The sequence below is a fragment of the Kitasatospora sp. NPDC018058 genome, assembly GCF_044327205.1.
In the GTDB taxonomy this organism is placed as follows: domain Bacteria; phylum Actinomycetota; class Actinomycetes; order Streptomycetales; family Streptomycetaceae; genus Kitasatospora.
Map to the genome: position 1 here is coordinate 26,239 of NZ_JBIRFA010000046.1, position 21,440 is coordinate 47,678.

Sequence of the window (21,440 nt, forward strand, 5' to 3'; positions counted from 1 at the left end):
GACATGTGTGGCATCGCAGGCACGTACCGATGGCCGGACGGCAAGGCCGTGACCGACCTGCTCACCGACACCCTCGCCCACCGCGGTCCGGACGGGGCGGGCCGGTACAGCCACCCCGTCGGCGACGGCGACGTGCACCTGGGGCACCGCCGGCTGGCCATCGTCGACCTGTCCGAGACCGGCGCCCAGCCGATGGTCTCGGACGGCCTCGTGCTGACGTACAACGGCGAGCTGTACAACGCGCCCGAGCTGCGTGCCGAACTGGCGGCCGCCGGGGTGCGCTTCCGGGGCACCTCCGACACCGAGGTGCTGCTGGAGGCCTGGCGGCGCTGGGGCACGGACTGCCTGCCCCGGCTGCGCGGCATGTTCGCGTTCGGGATCTTCGACGAGCGCACCGGTGACCTGGTGCTCGCCCGCGACCAACTCGGCATCAAGCCGCTCTTCCTGGTCCGGCGCGGGGAGGGCCTGGTGTTCGCCTCCGAGCTCAAGGCGCTGGCCGCCGCCACCGGCGGGTCGCTGGAGGTGGACCATGCGGCGCTGGTCGCCTCACTGCTGTACTACTGGGTGCCGGACTCACGGTGCGCGTTCCGCGAGGCGGAGAAGCTGCCGCCGGGGAGCTGGCTGCGGTGCCGGCCCGACGGCCGGGTGGAGCGCGGCCGGTTCTGGCACCTGCGGGACGTCGCGGCCGAGGGCCGGGAGCGGGCGCGGGCCGGCGAACTGCCGGACCTCGCCGCCATCGTCGAGGAGTCGACGAGGCGTCACCTGCTCTCCGACGTCCCCGTGGCGACCTTCCTCTCCGGCGGGCTGGACTCCAGCTACCTGACCGCGCTGGCGGCCCGCGACCACCCCGGGATCTCCGCCTACACGATCGGGTTCCGTGCCGAGGACGCCAGGTTCGAGGCGATGCCGGACGACCTCCGCTACGCCCGGCAGGTGGCCGAGCGGTTCGGCGTCGACCTGCACGAGATCGAGATCGCTCCGGACGTGCTCGAGCTGCTGCCGCAGATGACGTACCACCTGGACGAGCCGATCGGCGACCCGGCCGCGATCAACACCTTCCTGATCTGCTCGGCCGCCCGGGAGGCCGGGGTCAAGGTGATGCTCTCGGGGATGGGGGCCGACGAGCTGTTCGCCGGCTACCGCAAGCACCTGGCCAACCAGCTCGCGCTGCGCTACCAGCGCATCCCGCGGCCCCTACGGCGCGGCCTGTCCGCGGCCGTGGACCGGCTGCCGGTCGCCACAGCCAACCGGGGGCTGCGGTCGGTGCGGTTCGCGAAGCGGTTCCTCTCCTTCGCCGATCTGCCGGAGGAGACGGCGTTCCGGCGCAGCTACACCATGTACGACCAGGAGGAACTGCTCGCCCTGATCAATCCGGACTTGGCCGGGACGGTCGAGGACGTGCTGACCGAGCACGCGGACGTCTACGAGGACAACGACCTCGACGACTTCGTCAACCGGATGTGCCTGGGCGACGCCCGGATGTTCCTGCCGGGCCTGAACCTCGCGTACACGGACCGCTCCAGCATGGCCGCGTCGACCGAGGTGCGGGTGCCGTACGTGGACGTCGAGGTCGTGAAGGCGGCGTTCACCGTGCCCGGCGATCGCAAGATCGTCGGACGCCAGGGCAAGGCCGTCCTCAAGGAGGCGGCCACCTCGATCCTGCCCCGGGAGATCGTGTACCGGCCCAAGGGGCTGTTCAGCGCCCCGCTGCGCGCCTGGATGAGCCGGGATCTGGCCCCGCTGGTGCGCGAGGTGATCAACGACGGCGTGCTCGTCCGGTCCGGGTTCCTGCGCCGCGACGCACTGGCGCGGCTCGTCGCCGAGGACGCCGCCGGGCAGCGGGACTTCTCCAAGCACCTGTGGCACGTGCTGACCCTCGAGTACTGGTACCGCGGCGCGACCTCCGGCTCCGGCCACAGCACTTTCTTGACGGCGTAGGGCTCACTTGACGGCTGAGAAGCAAGGGGACTTCCGGTGAAACAGGTTGTGCAGAACTACAAGAGCGGCGAGCTGTCGGTGCTCGACGTGCCGGTGCCGGGGTGCAAGCCGGGCGGGGTGCTGGTCCGCAGCGCCTTCTCGCTGATCTCCACCGGGACCGAGATGATGAAGGTGTCCGAGGCCGGCATGTCGATGGTGGGCAAGGCCCGCTCGCGTCCGGACCAGGTGGCCAAGGTCATGCAGAGCGTGGCCACCAACGGGCTGCCCGCCACCTACCGCAAGGTGATGGGCAAGCTGGACTCCTACACGCCGCTGGGCTATTCGCTGTGCGGGGTGGTCGAGCAGGTCGGCGCCGGGATCGACGATGTGAAGGTCGGCGACCTGGTGGCCTGCGCCGGCAACGAGCACGCGCTGCACGCCGAGTTGAACTGGGTGCCCAGGAACCTCTACGCCCAGGTGCCGGACGGCCTCGCACCGCAGCACGCCGCCTTCGGCACCGTCGGGTCGATCGCCTTGCAGGGCGTCCGCCAGGGCGAACCGCAACTCGGCGAGGTGGCGCTGGTCATCGGCCTCGGGCTGATCGGGCAGCTGGTGGTGCAGCTCCTCGCCGCCTCGGGGGTGCACGTCGTCGGGGCCGATCCCGACCCGGTGCGCTGCGAACTCGCCGAGCGCCTGGGCGCCGTGGCCTGCGGCGATCCCGCGTCCGCGGCCGTGGAGACCGCCGTCGCCGAGCTGACCGGCGGTCACGGCGTGGACCAGGTGTACCTGGCCGCCGGCGGCGGCAGCAACCAGCCCGTGGAGCTGGCCGCCCACTTGAGCCGGGACCGCGGCCGGGTCGTCGACATCGGCAAGTGCCGCCTGGACCTGCCGTGGAACGCGTACTACGAGAAGGAGCTCGACGTCCGGTTCTCCCGCTCGTACGGCCCCGGGCGCTACGACCCGGAGTACGAGCTGGAGGGGCGGGACTACCCGATCGGCTACGTGCGGTGGACGGAGCGCCGCAACCTGGCGTGCTTCCTCGACCTCCTCGCCCGCGGCCGCGTCGACGTGGAGCCCTTGATCTCCCACATCGCCGACTTCGACGACGCCGTCGAGACGTACCGGAGCCTCAAGGACGGCGACCTCAAGGCCGTGGCCGTGCTGTTCCGGTACCCCGAAGCCGCGGGGGAAGGGCAGGCCCAGGCCCCGGCGGTGGCGGTGCCCGCGGTGCGACGCGGTGCCGAGGCGACCACCCCGGCCCGGCCCGCGCCCGCCCGATCCGCAGGGGCTCCGGTGCGCCTCGCGTTCGTCGGCGCGGGCAACTACGCGACGTCGATGCTGCTGCCGCACCTGGCCCAGCGCGAGGGCGTCGCGCTGTCCACGGTCGTCACCACGACGGCGCTGTCCGCGGCCAACGCGCAGCGGAAGTTCGGCTTCGCCCAGGCGACCACCGATCTCGACGCCGTGCTCGGGGACACGTCCATCGACGCCGTGTTCGTGGTCACCCGGCACAGCTCGCACGCCGACCTGACCCGGAAGGCGCTGCTCGCCGGCAAGACGGTGTTCGTGGAGAAGCCCCTGGCCCTCACCGAGGACGAACTGGCCGGCGTGCTCGCGGCGGTGGAGGAGTCCGGCAACGACCGGTTGCAGGTGGGCTTCAACCGCCGCTTCGCGCCGCTGCTGCAGGAGGCCAGGAACCGGTTCGGCGCCCGGAGCGGTCCGGCGAGCCTGCGCTACCTGGTCAACGCGGGCCGGCTGCAGCACGGCAGCTGGTACCTCCAGCAGGGCACGGAGGGCTCGCGGTTCGCCGGCGAGGGCGGCCACTTCATCGACACGGCGAGCTGGCTGCTGGGGGCCGACCCGGTCTCGGTGTACGCCGTCGCCCCGTCCGGCAACGAGGACTTGCAGGTCGTGCTGCGCTACCCGGACGGCTCCACGGCCACCCTCAGCTACGTCACCACCGGCGCGCCCGGCTTCCCCAAGGAGACGCTGGACCTCGTCGCGGACGGCAAGGTGCTCAAGCTCGACGACTTCGTCCGCGCCTCGGTGTACGGCCGTAAGCGGTGGGTCAGCTCGCGGCTGCCCAAGTCCCGGGACAAGGGCCAGTCCGCCGAACTGGCCTCGTTCATCAAGGCCGTGCGCACCGGCGGGCCGATGCCGGTGCCGCTGGAGTCGCTGGTCGCCACGACGGCGGCCACCCTCGCCGTGCAGAACGCCCTGGTCGGCGGCGCGCCGGTGTCCTTGGCGAGGTCGCGATGACCATGAGCCCGGGATGGTACCTGCGGCGGCTGTCCCGGATGGGACCGCAGGAGGTCGGCGGCCGGATCGGCGACGCGGTGCGCAGGAGGCGGTGGCGGTCCGCGCCGCCGGACTGCCCGAAGGCGACCGGCGCCCGGTTCACCGCCGTCCTGCCCGCCGGCGCGATCAACGCGGTGCCGCCGGACGCCGCGAAGCGCCTCGTCGCCGAGGCGGACCGGTTGATGGACGGGCACGCCGAGTTCTTCGGGGTGGACCGCGACGACCTGGCCGCCCCGGACTGGTGGCGCGACCCGAAGACCGGGCGCAGGGCGCCGTCCGGTTACGCCTTCGACGTGCCGTACCGCGACGAGGACGCGGTCGGGGACATCAAGCAGATCTGGGAGCCGTCCCGGCACCAGTACCTGACCGTGCTCGCCGCCGCCTACGCGATCACCGGGAACGAGCGGTACGCCGAGCGCGTGGCCGAGCACCTGCGGTCGTGGTGGGAGGCCAACCCGCCGCTGCGCGGCGTGCACTGGATCAGCGGCATCGAGCTGGGCGTCCGGCTGCTGTCCTGGGTGTGGATCCGCCGACTGCTCGACGGCTGGCAGGGCGCGGCCGCCCTGTTCGAGGGCAACCCGGTGGCGCTGAACCAGATCTGGCACCACCAGCGCTGGCTGGCCGGCTTCCCCAGCCGGGGGTCCTCGGCGAACAACCACGTCATCGCCGAGGCGGCCGGGCAGTTCGCCGCGGCCTGCGCGTTCGGCTGGTTCCCCTCCTCGGAGCGCTGGCGCTCCGACGCGCTGCGGTCGCTGGAGCGGCACCTGCGCGGCAACACCTTCCCCTCCGGCCTCAACCGCGAGCTGGCCACCGAGTACCACGGACTCGTCCTGGAACTCGGCCTGGCCGCGGTGGCCGAGGCGGACGCCGCCGCCGTGCCGGTCCCCGCGACCGTCCGGCTGGTCCTGCTGCGGATGACCGACGCGCTCGCGGCCGTCGTGGACAACCGGCTGCGGCCGCCGCGCCAGGGGGACGCGGACGACGGGCACGGGCTGATCGTGGACGGCGCGGGCACCGACCGCTGGGCTTCGCTGCTGGCCACCGGGGACGCCGTGTTCGGCCGCCTCGCCTGGTGGCCGGAGGTGACCGGCAACGATGTGCGCACCCCGCTGCTGGCCGCGCTCCTGCGGCCGTACGGGAAGAGCGGAGGCTCACCGGCCGTGACCCGCCCGGCGAGCCGGCCGGTCCACTTCCCGGACGCGGGGATGACCGTCCTGCGCGGCGGGGAGGAGATCTGGTGCCGCTGCGACGGCGGTCCGCACGGGTTCCTGTCCATCGCCGCGCACGCCCACGCGGACGCGCTGTCCGTGGAGGTCCGGCACGACGGGGTCGACGTGCTCGCGGACCCGGGGACGTTCTGCTACCACGGGCAGCCCGAGTGGCGCCGGTACTTCCGGTCGACCCTGGGCCACAACACCCTGGAGCTGGACGGTGCCGACCAGTCCGTCTCCGGCGGCCCGTTCCTGTGGGTCAAGCACGCCCGCAGCCGAGTCCTGGTCGCGGACACCTCCGACGAGAAGGTGGCCCGCTGGTGCGCCGAGCACGACGGCTACCGGCCCTCGGTGCACCGCCGCCGGGTGGAGCTGACCACCGCGAGCCGGGAGCTGCGGGTGGTCGACGAGGTGCGCGGCCCGCGCCGGGCCGTGCGCCTGGCGTTCCACCTCGGCCCGGCGATCGTCGCGGACCTGACGGGGAACCGGGCGGTGCTGACCTGGACCCGGGACGGCGAGGACCGCTCCGCGGTACTCGACCTGCCCGAGCAGCTGTCCTGGCGGGCGCATCGCGGCGAGACCGACCCGCCGCTGGGCTGGTACTCCGCCGGTTTCGGACGCAAGGAACCCGCCACCACGCTGGTCGGCACCGGCGTCGCCGACGGCGCGCAGGGGTTCACCACCGTACTCAGGTTCCGCGGCTAGGGGGGCGGGTGGGGATCAAGAGGCGGCTCCGGGGGGCGTCGGCGGCGGCGCCGCTGACGCTGGCCCTGCTGATGGCGACCGGCTGCACGAGCACGCCGGACGCCCCGGCGCAGCCGACCGCCACGCCGTCGAGGTCCGTGGCCGTGGCCCAGGTGTGCGCCAACCCCGCGGCCGGGCCGGCGAGCGCGCCGGCGGGCGCGGTGACGGTCGACCCCGCGGTGGTCGGTGACCTGGCCGTGAAGACCAAGAGCAGCCCCCCGAACACCACGTTCTGGCTCCAACCGGGGACGCACAGGCTCGAATCGGACCGGTACGCCCAGATCATCCCCAAGGAGGGGGACAGCTACCTCGGCGCGCCGGGCGCGGTGCTCGACGGGGGGAAGACCAACGAGTACGCGTTCGGCGGTACCGCCGGCACCGTCACCATCCGCTACCTGACCGTGCAGGGTTTCATCGCGCCGCAGAACGAGGGCGTGGTCAACCATGACTCGGCCGACGGGTGGGTGATCGAGCACGCGACGATCCAGAACAACTCCGGCGCCGGGCTGATGGCCGGTGCCCACCAGCGGGTCCGCGCCAACTGCCTGCGCGGCAACGGGCAGTACGGCATGAACGCGTACAAGACCGGTGCCCCCGTCAGCGATCTGGTGGTCGAGGGCAACGAGATCGTGGCCAACGACACCGACGAGTGGGAGCGGCGGCAGCAGGGCTGCGGCTGCACCGGAGGCGTCAAGTTCTGGGCCGTCAACGGCGCCGACGTCCGCGGCAACTGGGTGCACGACAACCGCGGAGCCGGGTTGTGGGCGGACACCAACAACAACGACTTCCGCATCGAGGACAACGTGCTGGAGGCCAACGACGGTGCCGCGCTGATCTACGAGACCAGCTACAACGCGGTCATCCGGAACAACACGATCCGGCGGAACAACTGGGTCGAGGGCCGCAAATCCGCCGACCGCGGCGACAACTTCCCCTATCCGACCATCTACCTGTCCGAGTCCGGCGGCGAACCACGGATCCCGGCCCGCACGGACAAGATCGAGATCGACCGGAACGTACTGGAGGACAACTGGTCCGGGATCACCCTGTGGGAGAACGCCGACCGGTTCTGCAACAGCCCGGCCAACACCTCGTCGGGTGACTGCACCTTGCTGGTGAAGAACACCGGCCGCTGCGCCCAGCCGACGATCGCCACCCCACCGCTCTACGCCGACTGCCGGTGGAAGACCCAGCGGGTGGACATCCACGACAACCGCTTCGTGCTGGACCCGTCCGTCGTCGGGTGCACGGTGAAGTGCGGCCTGATGGCGGTGCTGGCCAACTACGGCACCTATCCGGACTGGTCGCCGTACAAGGGCGAACCGGTGGCTGAGGCGATCACCGGCAAGCAGCAGAACCGCTGGCACGACAACGCCTACCTCGGACCATGGAGCTTCGTCGCCCACGACCCGAGCCGGATGCTCGACTTCGGGCAGTGGCGGGGCGCGCCGTACCAGCAGGACGCGGGCAGCACCTTCCAACCACGGGCCGGTGGTTGAGATGGGCCGGGACCTGACGTACGACGGGCTGCGGGGCGGAACGGACACCGCGGGCACGCGGCCCGGCGCCGAACCGCGCCCCGTCGGCACACCGAAGACCGTCGAGCTGGTCTGGGGGCTGCTGATCCTCAACACGCTCGGCTCCGCCGGGGCGCAGACCATCATCCCGCTGCCCCGCTCCCTCATCCAGATGGCCACCATGGGCGCGCTGGTCTCCGCGTTCGCGCTGGCGCTCGCCCTCAATCTCCGGCTGCGCATCCGAGCCAGCGCCTTCCTGCTCCTGCTCACCCTGCTGCTGGTGCTGAGCGTGATCTCCAGCGCGCACCTGGAGTCCGGGTTCGGCGCGCTGTTCCGCTGCGCCCGGCTGGCGCTCTTCGTCGGCACGCTGTGGCTGCTCAGCCGCTGGTGGGACGGCGGCCAGACGTTCGTCCGGTACCACATCCGGATGTACTTCGCGGTGCTCGCGACGGTGGCCGCCGGCCTGGTCGTCTCACCGGGCGCGGCCATGCCCGAGCTCTACGGCGGGCGGTTGGTCGGCGCGTTGTGGCCGCTCACCCCGCCACAGATCGGACAGTACGCCGCGGTGATCATCGGGCTCACCGTGCTGCTCCTGCTGGATCGTCGGACCACCGGGGCCGGCGCGGCGGTGGTCATCGTGCCGTCACTCGTCCTGCTCGCGTTGACCCACACCCGGACGGCCACGCTCGGTCTGATCATGGGCTTGGCGTTGGCGATCGGCTCGCTCATCCTGACCAGCGCCGCCGCCCGACGGTTCTTCGCCTGGGCGGTGGTGTGCGCCACCGTGGCCGCGGTGGGCTTGAGTTCGCTGCTCCAGGCGTGGTTCCTGCGCGGACAGAGCCAGGAGAACTTCTCCAACCTCACCGGTCGGGCCAAGGTCTGGGACGCCCTGCTGGCAGCGCCCCGGACGACCATGGAGCAACTGTTCGGCATGGGCCTGGGCGACAAGTCGTTCGGCGGGCTGCCGATCGACAACAGCTGGCTGGCCGTCTACAACGAACAGGGTCTGACCGGCGTCGCCATCGTGGCGGCGATCTTCATCGTGCTGGGCGGCGTCGCGTTGCTGAGGCCGCCGTCGCTGTCGAGGGCCTGCGCGATCTTCCTGATCAGCTACTGCGCGATCGCGTCGTACACCGAGGCCGGGCTGGGCGACGCCTCGCCGTACCTGCTGCACCTGACCGTGGCCGCCTCGCTGCTGGCGGCACCCGCCGCGGCCGCTCCTCTCCCGGCGCCCGAAGTCCCTCGACGACGCCTACCGCAACGGGCCCAGAGATCGGAGGGAACGTGAGCATGCACATCCTCGTGGTGCACAACCGCTACGCCTCGGCGCAGCCGAGCGGGGAGAACAAGGTCGTCGACCAGGAGGTGGGGCTGCTGCGCGAGGCCGGCCACCGGGTCGAGGTGTTCGAGCGGCGCAGCGACGACATCGCCGTCCGGTCCCTGCCGGGCAAGGTCGCGGTGCCGCTGCTGGTGCCGTGGAACCCGGCGGTCCGCGCGGAGCTCGCCGCCCGGCTCCGCGCCGAGCGGCCGGACGTGGTGCACGTCCACAACGTCTTCCCCCTCCTGTCGCCCGCGGTGCTGTCCGCCTGCGCCGACGCCGACGTGCCCGCCGTCGCCACGCTGCACAACTACACCCAGGTCTGCCCGCCGGGCACGCTGCAGCGGGACGGCCGGCCGTGCACCGAGTGCGTCGGGGTGTCACCGCTGCCCGCCGTCCGGCACGGCTGCTACCGGAACTCCCGACTGGCGACGGTGCCGCTCGCGGTCAGCCTGTCGATCAACCGGCGGCGGTGGTGGACCGGCGTGGAGCGGTTCTTCTGCATCTCCGCGGCGCAGCGCGACGTCCTGGCGCGGGCCGGCATGCCGGCCGAGCGGCTGGCGGTGAAGCACAACTTCGTGCCGGACCCGGGCGCCTGCCGAACGGGCGCCGGCGAGCATCTGCTCTATCTCGGCCGACTCGCGGAGGCCAAGGGCGTGCGGCTGCTCATGGCCGCGTGGGACGAGATCGCCGCGGACGGCGGTGTGGGCGTGCCGCTCGTGGTCGCCGGCGCGGGGCCGCTGGAGCGAGAGGTGACCGCCTGGGCGGCGGGCCGGGACGACGTGCGGTACGTCGGCCTGTACGACCCGGACCAGTGCCGACAGGCCGTCGCACGGTCGGTCGCCGTGGTGGCTCCCTCGACGTGGCTGGAGGCGTTCGGCCTGGTGGTCGTGGAGGCGATGGCGGCGGGGGTCCCGACCGTCGCCGCCGGTCACGGCGCCTTCGTCGAACTCGTCGAGGACGGCGTGACCGGGCTGCTGCACCAGCCGGGCGAGGCGGCCTCGCTCGCGTCCTGCCTACGCCGGATCACGGCCGAGCCGGACCGCAACCAGGAGATGGGCCGGGCGGCCCGGCGCCGTTACGAGCAGGGGTTCAGCCCGGCCGTCGGGCTGGAGCGCCTGGTGGAGGGGTACCGCACCGCGATCGCGGGGCGGTCCGACGGCGCGGACGGCGCGCCGCCGGTAGGGAACGGAAACGCTGGCTCGCGGCGGGGCACCCGCGCGAGCAGGAATGGGGGCAATAGATGACACGATGCCGACTCTGCGGCTCGGCGGCGATGGGGAGCGTCGTCGATCTGGGGGCGACCCCGCCGTGTGAGAGCTTTCTCGCCGCGGACCAACTGGACCAGCCGGAACCGGCGTACCCGCTGCACCTGCGGGTCTGCACCGACTGCTGGCTCGCGCAGATCCCTCCGCTGATCACGCCGGAGGAGACGTTCACGCAGTACGCGTACTTCTCCTCCTACTCGACCTCCTGGGTGGAGCACGCACGCACGTTCGTCGCCGATGCCGTGGAGCGGCTGGGTCTCGGCCCCGACGACTTCGTGGTCGAGGTCGCGAGCAACGACGGGTACCTGCTCAGGCACGTGGTGGACCGGGGGATCCGCTGCCTCGGCATCGAACCGTCGGTGAACGTCGGCGCCGCGGCGCGGAACGCGGGTGTGCCCACGTTCACGGCGTTCCTGGACCCGGCCGCCGGCTCGGCCGTCCGCGCCGAGCACGGCCCGGCGGACCTGGTCGTGGCCAACAACGTGTACGCGCACATCCCCGACGTGGTCGGGTTCACCCGGGGGCTGCGCGCCCTGGTGTCCGACGACGGCTGGGTCTCCATCGAGGTGCAGCACCTGCTGACCCTGATCGAGGAGAACCAGTACGACACGATCTACCACGAGCACTTCCAGTACTACACGGTCGCGTCCGCGATCCGGGCGCTGGCGAGCGGCGGACTCACGCTCGTGGACGTCGAGTTGCTGCCCACACACGGCGGCTCCATCCGGCTGTGGGCCCGGCCGACCGAGGCGGCCGGCGAACCGAGCCGGCGGGTGGCCGACGTGCTGGACCGGGAGAAGGCCGCCGGGCTTCAGGAGCTGTCCGGGTACACCGAGTTCTCCGCTCGGGTGGCCAAGGTGCGCCGGGACCTCCTGCGGTTCCTCATCGACGCGGCCGAGCGCGGCGAGACGGTCGTCGGCTACGGCGCCCCGGGCAAGGGCAACACCCTGCTCAACCACTGCGGCATCCGGCCCGACCTGCTCCCGTACACGGTCGACCGGAACCCCTACAAGCACGGCAGGTTCACCCCGGGCACCCGCATCCCGATCCTGCCGCCCGAGCAGATCGGCACCGACAAGCCGGACTACGTCCTCGTCCTCCCGTGGAACCTGCGGGCAGAGCTGGTCGAGCAGCTGTCCTTCGTGCACGAGTGGGGCGGCCGGTTGGTCTTCCCCATCCCGGAACTGACCGTCGTCGAGGTGAAGCCGTGAAGGTCGTCCTGTTCTGCGGCGGTTACGGGCTGCGCATGCGCAGCGGAGCCTCCGACGACGTGCCCAAGCCGATGGCGATGGTCGGCCCGCGGCCGCTGATCTGGCACGTCATGCGCTACTACGCGTACTTCGGGCACACGGAGTTCATCCTGTGCCTCGGGTACGGGGCCCGGCACATCAAGGACTTCTTCCTCAACTACGAGGAGACGACGTCCAACGACTTCATCCTGCGCAACGGGCAGACCGAGCTGTTGTCCACCGACATCTCCTCCTGGACGATCACGTTCGCGCAGACCGGCATCGAGTCGCCGATCGGCGAGCGGCTGCGCCGGGTGCGCCACCACCTCGACGGCGACGAGATGTTCCTCGCCAACTACGCCGACGTGCTCACCGACGCCCCGCTGCCGGAGATGATCGAGCGGTTCTCCCGGCGCGACGCCGGGGCGTCGATGATGGTGGTACCGCCGCAGTCCTCCTTCCACTGCGTGGAGTTGGGCGAGGACAACCTGGTGGGGGGCATCACCGCGGTGAGCGACATGCCGCTGTGGGAGAACGGCGGCTACTTCGTGCTCCGCCAGGAGGTCTTCGACCACATCCCGGAGAACGGGGACCTGGTCGCCGACGGATGTGCGGGGCTGGCCAAGCAGGGCCGGCTGGTGGCACACCAGCACCGCGGCTTCTGGAAGCCGACCGACACCGTGAAGGAACGGGCCGCGCTCGACGCCGCCTACGCCCGGGGCGAGCGCCCGTGGGCCGTGTGGGAACGGGCCGGCGCCGGGGCCGGCGCGACCGGCGGCGGGGTGAGGAGCGCGTGATCCGGCTCGGGGTGGGCGGCCTGGACCGGATCGTCGCGGTGGGGGCGCACTGCGACGACATCGCCATCGGCGCCGGCGGCACGCTGCTGACGGTGTGCCTCGCGCGGCCGGGTGTCCGTGTCGACGCGCTGGTGCTCTCCGGCGGCGGCAGCGAGCGGGAGCAGGAGGAGCAGGCCGCGCTCGCCGCCTTCTGCCCGGGCGCCGACCTGCGCCTGACCGTCCTCAAGCTGCCGGACGGGCGGCTGCCCGCGCACTGGGACGAGGCCAAGGCCGCGGTCGAGGAACTGCGCGGGCGGACCGAGCCCGACCTGGTCCTCGCGCCGCGGACCGAGGACGCGCACCAGGACCACCGCGGCCTGGCGAGGCTGGTGACCACCGCGTTCCGCGACCACCTGGTGCTCGGCTACGAGATCGTCAAGTGGGACGCCGACCTGGGCCGCCCGGTGGCGTACCAGCCGCTGGCTCCGGAGGTCGCCGAACAGAAGGTGCGGCTGTTGCAGGAGCACTACCCCTCGCAGCGGCACCGGCCCTGGTACGACCGGGAGGCCTTCCTCGGGCTGGCGCGGATCCGCGGCATCGAATGCCACGCGCGCTACGCGGAGGCGTTCGCCGCCACCAAAGTCACTCTCAATCTGGGCACTCTCAATCTGGGGGGATGAACCATGCGCGTACTGCTGACCGGACACCAGGGCTACCTGGGCACCGTGATGGCCCCGGTCCTCGCCGCCGCCGGGCACGAGGTCGTCGGGCTGGACGCCGGCCTGTTCGCCGACCGCGTCCTCGGCCCGACACCCGCGGACCCGCCGGGGCCGCGGGTGGACCTGCGCGACATCACGGCCGAGCACGTGGCCGGGGTGGACGCCGTGATCCACCTGGCCGCGCTCTCCAACGACCCGCTGGGCTCGCTGGCGCCGGACCTCACCTACGACATCAACCACCACGCCTCCGTAAGGCTGGCCGAGCTGGCCCGCGACGCCGGCGTGCGGCGTTTCCTGTACGCCTCGACCTGCTCCGTCTACGGCGCCGCCGGCGGCGACGACCTGGTGACCGAGGACGCCCCGCTGCGCCCGGTGACGCCGTACGCGGAGTCCAAGGTGCGGGTGGAGGACGACCTGCACGCGCTGGCGGACGGCGACTTCAGCCCGGTGTACATGCGCAACGCCACCGCCTTCGGCTACTCGCCCCGGCTGCGCGCCGACATCGTGCTGAACAACCTGGTGGGCCACGCGCTGCTGTCCGGCGAGGTGCGGGTGCTCTCCGACGGCACCCCCTGGCGCCCGCTGGTGCACGCCGCCGACATCGCCCGGGCCTTCGCGGCCGCGCTGGTCGCGCCGCGGGAGGCGGTGCACGACCGGGCGTTCAACATCGGCAGCGAGGTCAACAACGTCACGGTCGCCGAGATCGCCGAGCAGGTCGCCGAGGCGGTGGCCGGCGCGAAGGTGCGGATCACCGGGGAGAACGGCGCCGATCCGCGGTCGTACCGGGTGGACTTCTCCCGGTTCCGCGCCGCGCTGCCCGGCTTCGACTGCGAGTGGACGGTGAAGCAGGGCGCGCTCGAACTCGCCGACGCCTACCGGAAGTTCGGCCTCACCCGGGAGAGCTTCGAGCGCAGCTTCACCCGGCTGGCCGTGCTGCGCCAGGCCTTTGAGGCCGGCACCGTCGACGAGACCCTGCGGTGGCGCCGGTGACCACCGTCGGCGAGGAGATGCACGCACTGGTGGAGCGGATGTACCCGCTCTGCCGGAGCATCACCGGCGACGGCGTGCGCGCCACCCTGGACATCGTCGGCGAGTACCTCCCGCTCCAGGTGCACGAAGTGCCGACCGGCACGCAGGTGCTCGACTGGACGGTGCCGCAGGAGTGGAACATCCGGGACGCGTACATCGCCGACGCCGCCGGGAAGCGGGTCGTCGACTTCGCCGCGTCCAGCCTGCACGTGCTCGGCTACAGCGTGCCGGTCGCGGCGACCATGCCGCTGAGCGAACTGCGCGCACACCTGCACACCCTGCCGGACCACCCGACCTGGGTGCCGTACCGCACCAGCTACTACACGCCGGAATGGGGGTTCTGCCTGGCCCAGGAGACCCTGGACGCCCTGCCGGACGGCGACTACGAGGTGCGCATCGACTCCACGCTCGCCGACGGCCACCTCACCTACGCCGAGCACGTCGTCCCCGGGCAGGTCGCCGACGAGGTGATCGTCTCCTGCCACGTCTGCCACCCGTCGCTGGCCAACGACAACCTGGCGGGCATCGCGGTGGCGACGTTCCTGGCCCGGGAGCTGGCGCAGCGCACGCCCTGGTACACCTACCGGTTCATCTTCGCCCCGGGCACCATCGGGGCGATCACCTGGCTGGCCCGCAACGCGGAGCGGGTGGGGCGGGTCAAGCACGGGCTGGTGCTGGCCTGCGCCGGCGACCCGGGCCGGCTGACGTACAAGCAGAGCAGGCGCGGCGACGAGGAGATCGACCGGGTGCTGCGGCACGTCCTGCGTGCCTCCGAACGCCCGCACCGGGTCACCGAGTTCACTCCGTACGGCTACGACGAGCGACAGTTCTGCTCTCCTGGGTTCGATCTCGGCGTCGGCTCGCTCACTCGGACCCCGTACGCCGGGTACCCCGAGTACCACACCTCGGCGGACGACCTGGACTTCATCTCCCCGGAGGCGATGGCGGACACCCTCGCCGTCTGCCGCGAGGCGTTCGCCGTCCTCGACCGCAACCGGCGGTACCTCAACCTCAGCCCGTACGGCGAACCACAGCTGGGCCGACGCGGGTTGTACGACTCGCTCGGCGGCCGCAGCGACGCCAAGCAGGCCCAGATGGCCATGCTCTGGGTGCTCAGCATGTCCGACGGCGAGCACAGCCTGCTGGACGTCGCCGAGCGCTCCGGGCTGCCGTTCGACACGGTCGCCGTCGCGGCCGGCGCCCTCGAGGGCGCCGGGCTGATCAAGGCATGACGCGGATGACCACCGAGGGGGTGAAGACGACGACGGCCGGTCCGTCCGGGGAGACCGGGCGGACCGCCAAGCGGGGCGTGCTCGGCCGGCTGTCCTGGGGACTGGCCGACCAGGCGGCCTCCAGCATGACCAACTTCGCGGTGGGCATCTACGTGGCACGCTCGCTGGGGGTGACCGCCTTCGGCGTGTTCAGCCTGGCCTGGCTGACATACGGCGTGGTGCTCAACGTCGCCCGCGGGCTGGCCACCGACCCGCTCGTGGTGCGCTTCAGCGGCGTGCCGGACGCGCCCTGGCGCGCGGCGGCGGCCCGGTCGACGGGTGCCGCGTTCGGCGTCGGCGCCACCCTCGGAGCGGTGTGCCTGCTGGTCGGGCTCGGCCTCGGCGGCCGCGTCGGGCCCGCGTTCGCCTGCCTCGGTGTCGCACTGCCGGCGCTGCTGCTGCAGGACTCCTGGCGGTTCGCGTTCTTCGCCGCCGGCACCGGGAAGAAGGCCTTCGCCAACGACCTGCTGCAGGGCGTCGCACTCGTCCCGGCCATGCTCCTGGCGGCCCACGTGGGCAGCGTGGCCGCCTTCGTGCTGGCCTGGGGCGCCTCCGCCGCGGTGGCCGCCGGGTACGGCTGCCTCCAGTCCGGCGTCCGGCCCCGGGTCACCGAAGCCCGCGGGTGGCTCCGCGAACAGCGCGATCTCGGCTCCCGGTACCTGGTCGAGAACGTCAGCCTCAGCGGCGCGAGCCAGCTGCGGGCGTACGGGCTCGGCGCGATCGTCGGGGTCGGCGCGGTGGGTGCGGTCCGGGGCGCCGAGCTGCTGCTCGGCCCGTTCCTCGCCCTGCTGATGGGGCTGTCGCTGGTCACCGTGGCGGAGGCGGCACGGGTGCTGAGGCAGGCGCCGCAGCGGCTCGGCGGGTTCTGCCTCCTGCTGGGCGGTGGGCAGGCCGCCGCCGCGCTGCTGTGGGGCGCGGCGCTGCTGCTGATGCCGGACCGGGCCGGCGAGCTCGTCCTCGGCGACGTCTGGCACTCCGCCTCGGAGCTCATCGTGCCGGCCACGCTCGGCGTCGCCGGCGCCGGCCTCGGCAGCGGCGCGGCGGCCGGGCTGCGCGCGCTCGCCGCGGCCCGGCGCAGCCTGCGCTGCCAGCTGTTCGCCTCCGCCTGCTATCTCGGCGGCGGGCTCGGCGGGGCGGCCGCGGCCGGCACGGTCGGATCGGCCTGGGGCGTCGCCGCCGCGACCGCCTGCGGCTCGGCCGTCTGGTGGCTGCAGCTGCGGACCGCCCTGCGTGAGCGCCACCGCAACCCCCTCCCCATCCCCGAACTGAGGACGCCATGACCGCCCTTCCCCGGTTGAGCATCGGGCTGCCCGTCTACAACGGCGAGGAATACCTCGCCGAATCGCTCGACGCCCTGCTCGGCCAGACCTACGAGGACTTCGAGCTGGTCATCTCCGACAACGCCTCGACCGACGCGACCCAGGACATCTGCCGCCGGTACGCCGCGCGGGACTCGCGCATCCGCTACCTCCGGCTGCCCCGGAACATCGGCGCCGCGCCCAACCACAACCACGTGTTCACCGAGTGCCGTGGCGAGCTGTTCAAGTGGGCCTCGCACGACGACCTGTACGCCCGGGACCTGCTGCTGCGCTGCGTGGAGGCGCTGGACGAGCGGCCGGACGTGATCCTCGCGCACTCCGGCCAGGCGGTCATCGACGGCGACGGCCAGGTGAAGGTCCCCTACGAGTACGGGCTCGCCACCGACTCGCCGCACGCGCCGGAGCGCTTCCGCAGTCTGCTGTTCGAGCCCGGTGGCGACGACTTCTACGGGGTGATGCGGGCCGACGTGCTGCGCCGGGTGAAGCCGCACGACAGCTACCACCACGCGGACCGCACCTTCGTCGCCGAGATCACCCTGCACGGGCCCTTCCACCAGGTGCCGGAGCTGCTGTACTTCCGCCGCGACCACCCCACCCGCGCCGAGCGGGCGAACCCGTCCAAGCGCTCCCGGTGCGTCAACCTGGACCCGCGCCGGGCGGGCCTGCTGCACCCGACGCCCCGGCTGCTCGCGGAGTACGTCGGGGGCTTCGCCTCGGCGATCCGGCGGGCGCCGTTGTCCCCGGACGACCGGCGCGCGTGCTACCGCCACCTGGTCGCCTGGATGACCAGCCGACTCCGGCCGGGCGCCGGCGAGCGGGTCGAGGACCGCGCCCCGGTCGAGCCGGCCGAGCTCACCGTCTCCCTCGACGACCTGGTGGCCGGACGCGAGGGGAGGCGGGCATGACGCCGGGGCGCGGAACCCCGGTGCGGGTCGGGGTGTTCGGCCTGCTCGGCTCCGGCAACCTCGGCAACGACGGGTCGCTGGAGGCCGTGCTCGGCCACCTCCGCACCGAACACCCGGAGGCGGTCGTGGACGCGCTGTGCGGCGGACCCGAGGTCGTCACGGCCCGGTACCGGATCCCCGCGACGCGGTTGCACTGGTACCGCGGGGAGTACCGGACCGCGTCGCGGGCGGGCGCGATCGCGGCGAAGGGTCTGGGCAAGCTCGTCGACGCCGTCCGCACCGCCGCCTGGGTGCGCCGGCACGACGTGGTGATCGTGCCGGGCATGGGCGTCCTGGAGGCCACGCTGCCGCTGCGGCCGTGGGGCTTCCCGTACGCGCTGTTCCTGCTCTGCGCATCCGGCCGGCTGTTCGGCACCCGGGTGGCGCTGGTCGGCGTCGGGGCCGCCCCGATCGGCAGCCGGCCCACCCGGGTCCTGGTGCGCTGGTCGGCGCGGCTGGCCGCGTACCGGTCGTACCGGGACGCCCTGTCCCGCGACGCGATGCGGGCGATGGGCGTCGACACCGCGCGGGACGAGGTCTACCCGGACCTCGCCTTCGCCCTGCCGACGCCGACGACGCCGCCCGTCGCAGCGCCGTCCGATACGCCGGGGACGGTCTGCGTCGGCGTCATGGACTTCCACGGCGGCAACGACGACCGCGCCCGGGCCGAGGAGATCCACCGGCGCTACCTCGACGGGACGACCCGCTTCGTCCGCGTGCTCGTCGAGGACGGCCGGCCGGTGCGGTTGCTCACCGGCGACGAGGTCGACGCCTCGGTGGTCGCCGCGATCATGGAGGCGGTGGACTCCCCACTGGTCACCGCCTCCCAGGCGGCCTCGCTGGCCGAGCTGATGGAGGAGACGGCCGCCGCCGACACCGTGGTGGCGACCAGGTACCACAACCTGGTCTGCGCGCTGAAGGTCGGCACGCCCACGCTCGCCCTGAGCTATGCGGCGAAGAGTGACGCGCTCATGGAGCAGATGGGGTTGGGCGCGTACTGCCACCCGGCCCGCGAGGTCGACGCCGACCGGCTGATCGAGCAGTTCCGGGAGCTGGAGAAGCGATCGGCGGAGCTTCGGCAGACCCTCGCCGAGCGCAACCTGGCGGCCAACCGGCGCCTCGATCACCAGTTCACCGCCCTGACCACGATCCTCCTCCCGACGACCGACCACACCCACGCGAACAGGGAGACGCCGTGAAGGCGACCGAAGTCCCGGCGATCGCCGGCGCGTTCATGTTCCGACCGACCCCGTACGCGGACGAGCGCGGCTTCTTCTGCCGCACCTTCGACGCCGACGTGCTCCGCTCGGTGGGCCTCGACCCGCACGCCTTCGTCCAGCACAGCGTGTCCCGCTCGGTGAAGGGCGTGCTGCGCGGCCTGCACCTGCGCTCCGGCGCGGGCGAGGCCAAGCTGGTGCGGTGCTCGTACGGGGAGGTCTTCGACGTCGTCGTGGACCTGCGCCCGGACTCGCCGACCTACCGCAACGTGGCCTTCTTCGAGCTGTCCGGCGAGACGCAGGTCAGCGTGTACATCCCGGCGGGGTGCGCGCACGGCTTCCAGGCCCTGACCGAGACCGCCGACGTCTCGTACCGGATCGACCGCCCGCACGATCCGGCCGAGGACGTGACGATCGCCTTCGACGACCCGGAGCTCGCCATCCCCTGGCCGCTGCCGGCCGCATCGATGTCCAAGCGGGACCGGGAGGCACCGAGCCTCGCCGAGGTCCTTCGGCACAAGGAGAATTGAGACCGGCGTGAACACCCAACACACCGACGACACCGGCGAATTCGCCCTGCCCCGGTCGCGGGAGGCGAACGAGCGGCTGCACGCCGTGATCCCCGGGGGCGCGCACACCTACGCCAAGGGCGACGACCAGTACCCCGAGAACCTGGCCCCGGTCATCAGCCACGGCCGAGGTGCCCATGTGTGGGACGTCGACGGCAACCGCTACGTCGAGTACGGATCCGGCCTGCGGTCGGTCAGCCTCGGCCACGCCCACCCACGCGTGCTCGAGGCGGTGCGGCGGGAACTCGACCGCGGCAGCAACTTCGTCCGGCCGTCCATCGTGGAGGTCGAGGCCGCGGAACGCTTCCTGGCCACGGTGCCGACCGCCGAGATGGTGAAGTTCGCGAAGAACGGCTCCGACGTCACCACCGCCGCGGTGCGACTCGCCCGCGCCGTCACCGGGCGCCCGCGGGTGGCCATCTGCGGCGACCATCCGTTCTTCTCCGTCGACGACTGGTTCATCGGCACCACGCCGATGTCCGCCGGAATCCCGGCCGCGATCACCGAGCTCACCGTGGCGTTCCCCTACGGGGACCTGGCCGCCACGGAGGAACTGCTCACCCGGTACCAGGACGAGGTCGCCTGCCTGATCCTCGAACCCGCCGGCCACACCGAGCCGCCGCCCGGGTACCTCGCCGGCCTGCGCGAACTGGCCGACCGGCACGGCTGCGTCCTGGTCTTCGACGAGATGATCACCGGCTTCCGCTGGTCCGAGGCGGGTGCCCAGGGCCTGTACGGCGTCGTCCCCGACCTCTCCACGTTCGGCAAGGCGCTGGGCAACGGGTTCGCCGTCTCGGCGTTGGCCGGGCGCCGCGACCTGATGGAGCGGGGCGGGCTGCGTCACTCCGGCGACCGGGTGTTCCTGCTGTCCACCACGCACGGTGCGGAAACGCACTCACTGGCCGCGGCGATGGCCGTGCAGACCACCTACGTCGAGGAGGGCGTCACCGCCCGGCTGCACGCCCTCGGCGAGCGGTTGGCCGCCGGTGTCCGCGAGGCCGCCGCCGGCATGGGCGTCGGCGACCACCTCGTCGTCCGGGGCCGGGCCAGCAACCTGGTCTTCGCCACCCTCGACGAGGACCGGCAGCCGTCCCAGCGGTACCGCACCCTGTTCCTGCGCCAACTCCTCGCGGGCGGAGTGTTGGCCCCGTCGTTCGTGGTGAGCAGCGCGCTCGACGACGCCGACATCGACCGCACCGTCGACGTGGTGGCCGGGGCATGTGCCGTGTACCGGAAGGCACTGGACGCCGCCGACCCCACCCCCTGGCTGGCCGGGCGGCCGGTGAAGCCCGTGTTCCGCCGCTTGGTGTGACGTGACGTCAGGGACGGTGCCGGCGACCGGCTTTCACGAGCCGGTCGGCCGCCCGGTCGACCAGCCACGCGGTCGCCGGTACCACCGCCAGTGCGGTGCACCAGCCGCCGAGGACGTCGGTCGGGTAGTGCGCGCCCAGAGCGACCTGCGCCCAGCCCATGACGGCGCCGGCGACCAGCGCCGCGGCGAGCGCGAGTAAGGTGCCGGCCGGCCCGCCGAGGCCGGGCCCGTCCCGGCCTCGGCGGCGGGTCGCGAGCATCGCCACCACGAGGGCGAACGCGGTGAAGAAGGCGGTGTGCCCGCTCGGGTAGGACAGGTTCCCGCCGTGGATGGTGCGTCCCGCCAGGTGCTTGAGCAGCGTCGCCGTCCCCACGGCCATGCCGACGCCGGCAACGACGAACACCGCTGCGCGAGGGCGCCGAAGCAGCAGACAGCCCGTCACGATGGGCACGACCAGGGCGGAGGCTCCCACCGGCTCGCCCAAGGAGTCCATGGCCAGAGCGACGGACCGCCACGGCGACCCCACGCCGTACACCGCCGCTCCGATCCGCGCGTCCACCCTGCCGGGCTCGCCCTCGTCGGCATACCGGATCCCGAGCACGACGACCACCAACGCGGCGAAGGTCGCGATCAGCCCGAGCCACACGCGTGGAGACGGGGGCGGCACCGCGGGTGCCGGTCGGCCGGTCATCCGCCCACCGCGTCCGGTCGACCCGCGGGCACGCCACGGCCTGGGTGTCCCGTCAGCACCTCGGCTCCCGCCGGCAGCTCGGACTTCGGAC

The 21,440-nt window shown here is 72.7% G+C and carries 17 protein-coding genes; 16 read left to right on the top strand and 1 reads right to left on the bottom strand.

All coding sequences use genetic code 11. The features are described 5' to 3' along the window. Window positions 1-3 precede the first annotated feature (3 nt). Genes asnB through ACH4E7_RS38020 form a run of 16 tightly spaced genes read left to right on the top strand, consistent with a single transcriptional unit; the run spans window position 4 to window position 20,658 of the window. Window positions 4-1,938 carry an asparagine synthase (glutamine-hydrolyzing) gene (gene asnB, locus ACH4E7_RS37945; protein ID WP_396253751.1) on the top strand — a complete coding sequence of 645 codons (1,935 nt, stop codon included), beginning with the start codon at window positions 4-6 and terminating at the stop codon, window positions 1,936-1,938. Window positions 1,939-1,974: 36 nt separating this feature from the next. Beyond that, complete coding sequence (locus ACH4E7_RS37950; protein WP_396253752.1) at window positions 1,975-4,176, top strand: bi-domain-containing oxidoreductase; 2,202 nt, start codon at window positions 1,975-1,977, stop codon at window positions 4,174-4,176. After that, window positions 4,173-6,131, top strand: coding sequence for an alginate lyase family protein (locus ACH4E7_RS37955; protein ID WP_396253753.1), 1,959 nt, complete (start codon window positions 4,173-4,175; stop codon window positions 6,129-6,131). The genes ACH4E7_RS37950 and ACH4E7_RS37955 overlap by 4 nt, the downstream gene beginning before the upstream one ends. 8 nt (window positions 6,132-6,139) lie before the next feature. Beyond that, window positions 6,140-7,669 (top strand): right-handed parallel beta-helix repeat-containing protein, encoded by a 1,530-nt coding sequence (locus tag ACH4E7_RS37960; RefSeq protein WP_396253754.1) that lies wholly within the window; start codon window positions 6,140-6,142, stop codon window positions 7,667-7,669. A 1-nt stretch (window position 7,670) separates the two neighbouring features. Beyond that, window positions 7,671-8,975 (top strand): O-antigen ligase domain-containing protein, encoded by a 1,305-nt coding sequence (locus ACH4E7_RS37965; RefSeq protein WP_396253775.1) that lies wholly within the window; start codon window positions 7,671-7,673, stop codon window positions 8,973-8,975. A gap of 2 nt (window positions 8,976-8,977) precedes the next feature. Beyond that, window positions 8,978-10,252: a glycosyltransferase gene (locus ACH4E7_RS37970; RefSeq protein WP_396253776.1), complete on the top strand. Its 1,275-nt coding sequence runs from the start codon at window positions 8,978-8,980 to the stop codon at window positions 10,250-10,252. Further along, window positions 10,249-11,484: a class I SAM-dependent methyltransferase gene (locus tag ACH4E7_RS37975; RefSeq protein WP_396253755.1), complete on the top strand. Its 1,236-nt coding sequence runs from the start codon at window positions 10,249-10,251 to the stop codon at window positions 11,482-11,484. The genes ACH4E7_RS37970 and ACH4E7_RS37975 overlap by 4 nt, the downstream gene beginning before the upstream one ends. After that, entirely contained in the window at window positions 11,481-12,299 is an 819-nt protein-coding gene (locus tag ACH4E7_RS37980; RefSeq protein WP_396253756.1) for a glucose-1-phosphate cytidylyltransferase, read from the top strand. The genes ACH4E7_RS37975 and ACH4E7_RS37980 overlap by 4 nt, the downstream gene beginning before the upstream one ends. Continuing rightward, window positions 12,296-12,958 (top strand): PIG-L deacetylase family protein, encoded by a 663-nt coding sequence (locus tag ACH4E7_RS37985; RefSeq protein WP_396253757.1) that lies wholly within the window; start codon window positions 12,296-12,298, stop codon window positions 12,956-12,958. Before ACH4E7_RS37980 ends, ACH4E7_RS37985 begins: the two co-directional genes overlap by 4 nt. Before the next feature lie 3 nt (window positions 12,959-12,961). Then, window positions 12,962-13,987, top strand: coding sequence for an NAD-dependent epimerase/dehydratase family protein (locus ACH4E7_RS37990; RefSeq protein ID WP_396253758.1), 1,026 nt, complete (start codon window positions 12,962-12,964; stop codon window positions 13,985-13,987). Further along, window positions 13,975-15,258, top strand: a complete 1,284-nt coding sequence (locus tag ACH4E7_RS37995; RefSeq protein ID WP_396253759.1) for a DUF4910 domain-containing protein — start codon at window positions 13,975-13,977, stop codon at window positions 15,256-15,258. The genes ACH4E7_RS37990 and ACH4E7_RS37995 overlap by 13 nt, the downstream gene beginning before the upstream one ends. Before the next feature lie 5 nt (window positions 15,259-15,263). Beyond that, entirely contained in the window at window positions 15,264-16,577 is a 1,314-nt protein-coding gene (locus tag ACH4E7_RS38000; RefSeq protein ID WP_396253777.1) for a hypothetical protein, read from the top strand. Next, the gene (locus ACH4E7_RS38005; RefSeq protein ID WP_396253760.1) at window positions 16,574-17,521 is read left to right on the top strand and encodes a glycosyltransferase family 2 protein; all 948 of its coding nucleotides are present in this window, start codon (window positions 16,574-16,576) and stop codon (window positions 17,519-17,521) included. The genes ACH4E7_RS38000 and ACH4E7_RS38005 overlap by 4 nt, the downstream gene beginning before the upstream one ends. Continuing rightward, complete coding sequence (locus tag ACH4E7_RS38010) at window positions 17,518-18,759, top strand: polysaccharide pyruvyl transferase family protein (protein WP_396253761.1); 1,242 nt, start codon at window positions 17,518-17,520, stop codon at window positions 18,757-18,759. The genes ACH4E7_RS38005 and ACH4E7_RS38010 overlap by 4 nt, the downstream gene beginning before the upstream one ends. Beyond that, window positions 18,756-19,307 (top strand): dTDP-4-dehydrorhamnose 3,5-epimerase, encoded by a 552-nt coding sequence (gene rfbC, locus ACH4E7_RS38015; protein ID WP_396253762.1) that lies wholly within the window; start codon window positions 18,756-18,758, stop codon window positions 19,305-19,307. The genes ACH4E7_RS38010 and rfbC overlap by 4 nt, the downstream gene beginning before the upstream one ends. Before the next feature lie 7 nt (window positions 19,308-19,314). After that, window positions 19,315-20,658 carry a glutamate-1-semialdehyde 2,1-aminomutase gene (locus tag ACH4E7_RS38020; protein ID WP_396253763.1) on the top strand — a complete coding sequence of 448 codons (1,344 nt, stop codon included), beginning with the start codon at window positions 19,315-19,317 and terminating at the stop codon, window positions 20,656-20,658. A gap of 7 nt (window positions 20,659-20,665) precedes the next feature. On the opposite strand, the gene ACH4E7_RS38025 is transcribed toward ACH4E7_RS38020, so the two are convergent. Next, complete coding sequence (locus ACH4E7_RS38025) at window positions 20,666-21,349, bottom strand: phosphatase PAP2 family protein (RefSeq protein ID WP_396253764.1); 684 nt, start codon at window positions 21,347-21,349, stop codon at window positions 20,666-20,668. Window positions 21,350-21,440: the final 91 nt, after the last annotated feature.

Bases quoted from the DNA above. Each gene is read 5' to 3' on its own strand.
- asnB (WP_396253751.1), top strand. From the start codon at position 4: ATGTGTGGCATCGCAGGCACGTACCGATGGCCGGACGGCAAGGCCGTG.
- ACH4E7_RS37955 (WP_396253753.1), top strand. From the start codon at position 4,173: ATGACCATGAGCCCGGGATGGTACCTGCGGCGGCTGTCCCGGATGGGA.
- ACH4E7_RS37965 (WP_396253775.1), top strand. From the start codon at position 7,671: ATGGGCCGGGACCTGACGTACGACGGGCTGCGGGGCGGAACGGACACC.
- ACH4E7_RS37970 (WP_396253776.1), top strand. From the start codon at position 8,978: ATGCACATCCTCGTGGTGCACAACCGCTACGCCTCGGCGCAGCCGAGC.
- ACH4E7_RS37975 (WP_396253755.1), top strand. From the start codon at position 10,249: ATGACACGATGCCGACTCTGCGGCTCGGCGGCGATGGGGAGCGTCGTC.
- ACH4E7_RS37990 (WP_396253758.1), top strand. From the start codon at position 12,962: ATGCGCGTACTGCTGACCGGACACCAGGGCTACCTGGGCACCGTGATG.
- ACH4E7_RS38000 (WP_396253777.1), top strand. From the start codon at position 15,264: ATGACCACCGAGGGGGTGAAGACGACGACGGCCGGTCCGTCCGGGGAG.
- ACH4E7_RS38005 (WP_396253760.1), top strand. From the start codon at position 16,574: ATGACCGCCCTTCCCCGGTTGAGCATCGGGCTGCCCGTCTACAACGGC.
- ACH4E7_RS38010 (WP_396253761.1), top strand. From the start codon at position 17,518: ATGACGCCGGGGCGCGGAACCCCGGTGCGGGTCGGGGTGTTCGGCCTG.
- ACH4E7_RS38025 (WP_396253764.1), bottom strand. From the start codon at position 21,349: ATGACCGGCCGACCGGCACCCGCGGTGCCGCCCCCGTCTCCACGCGTG.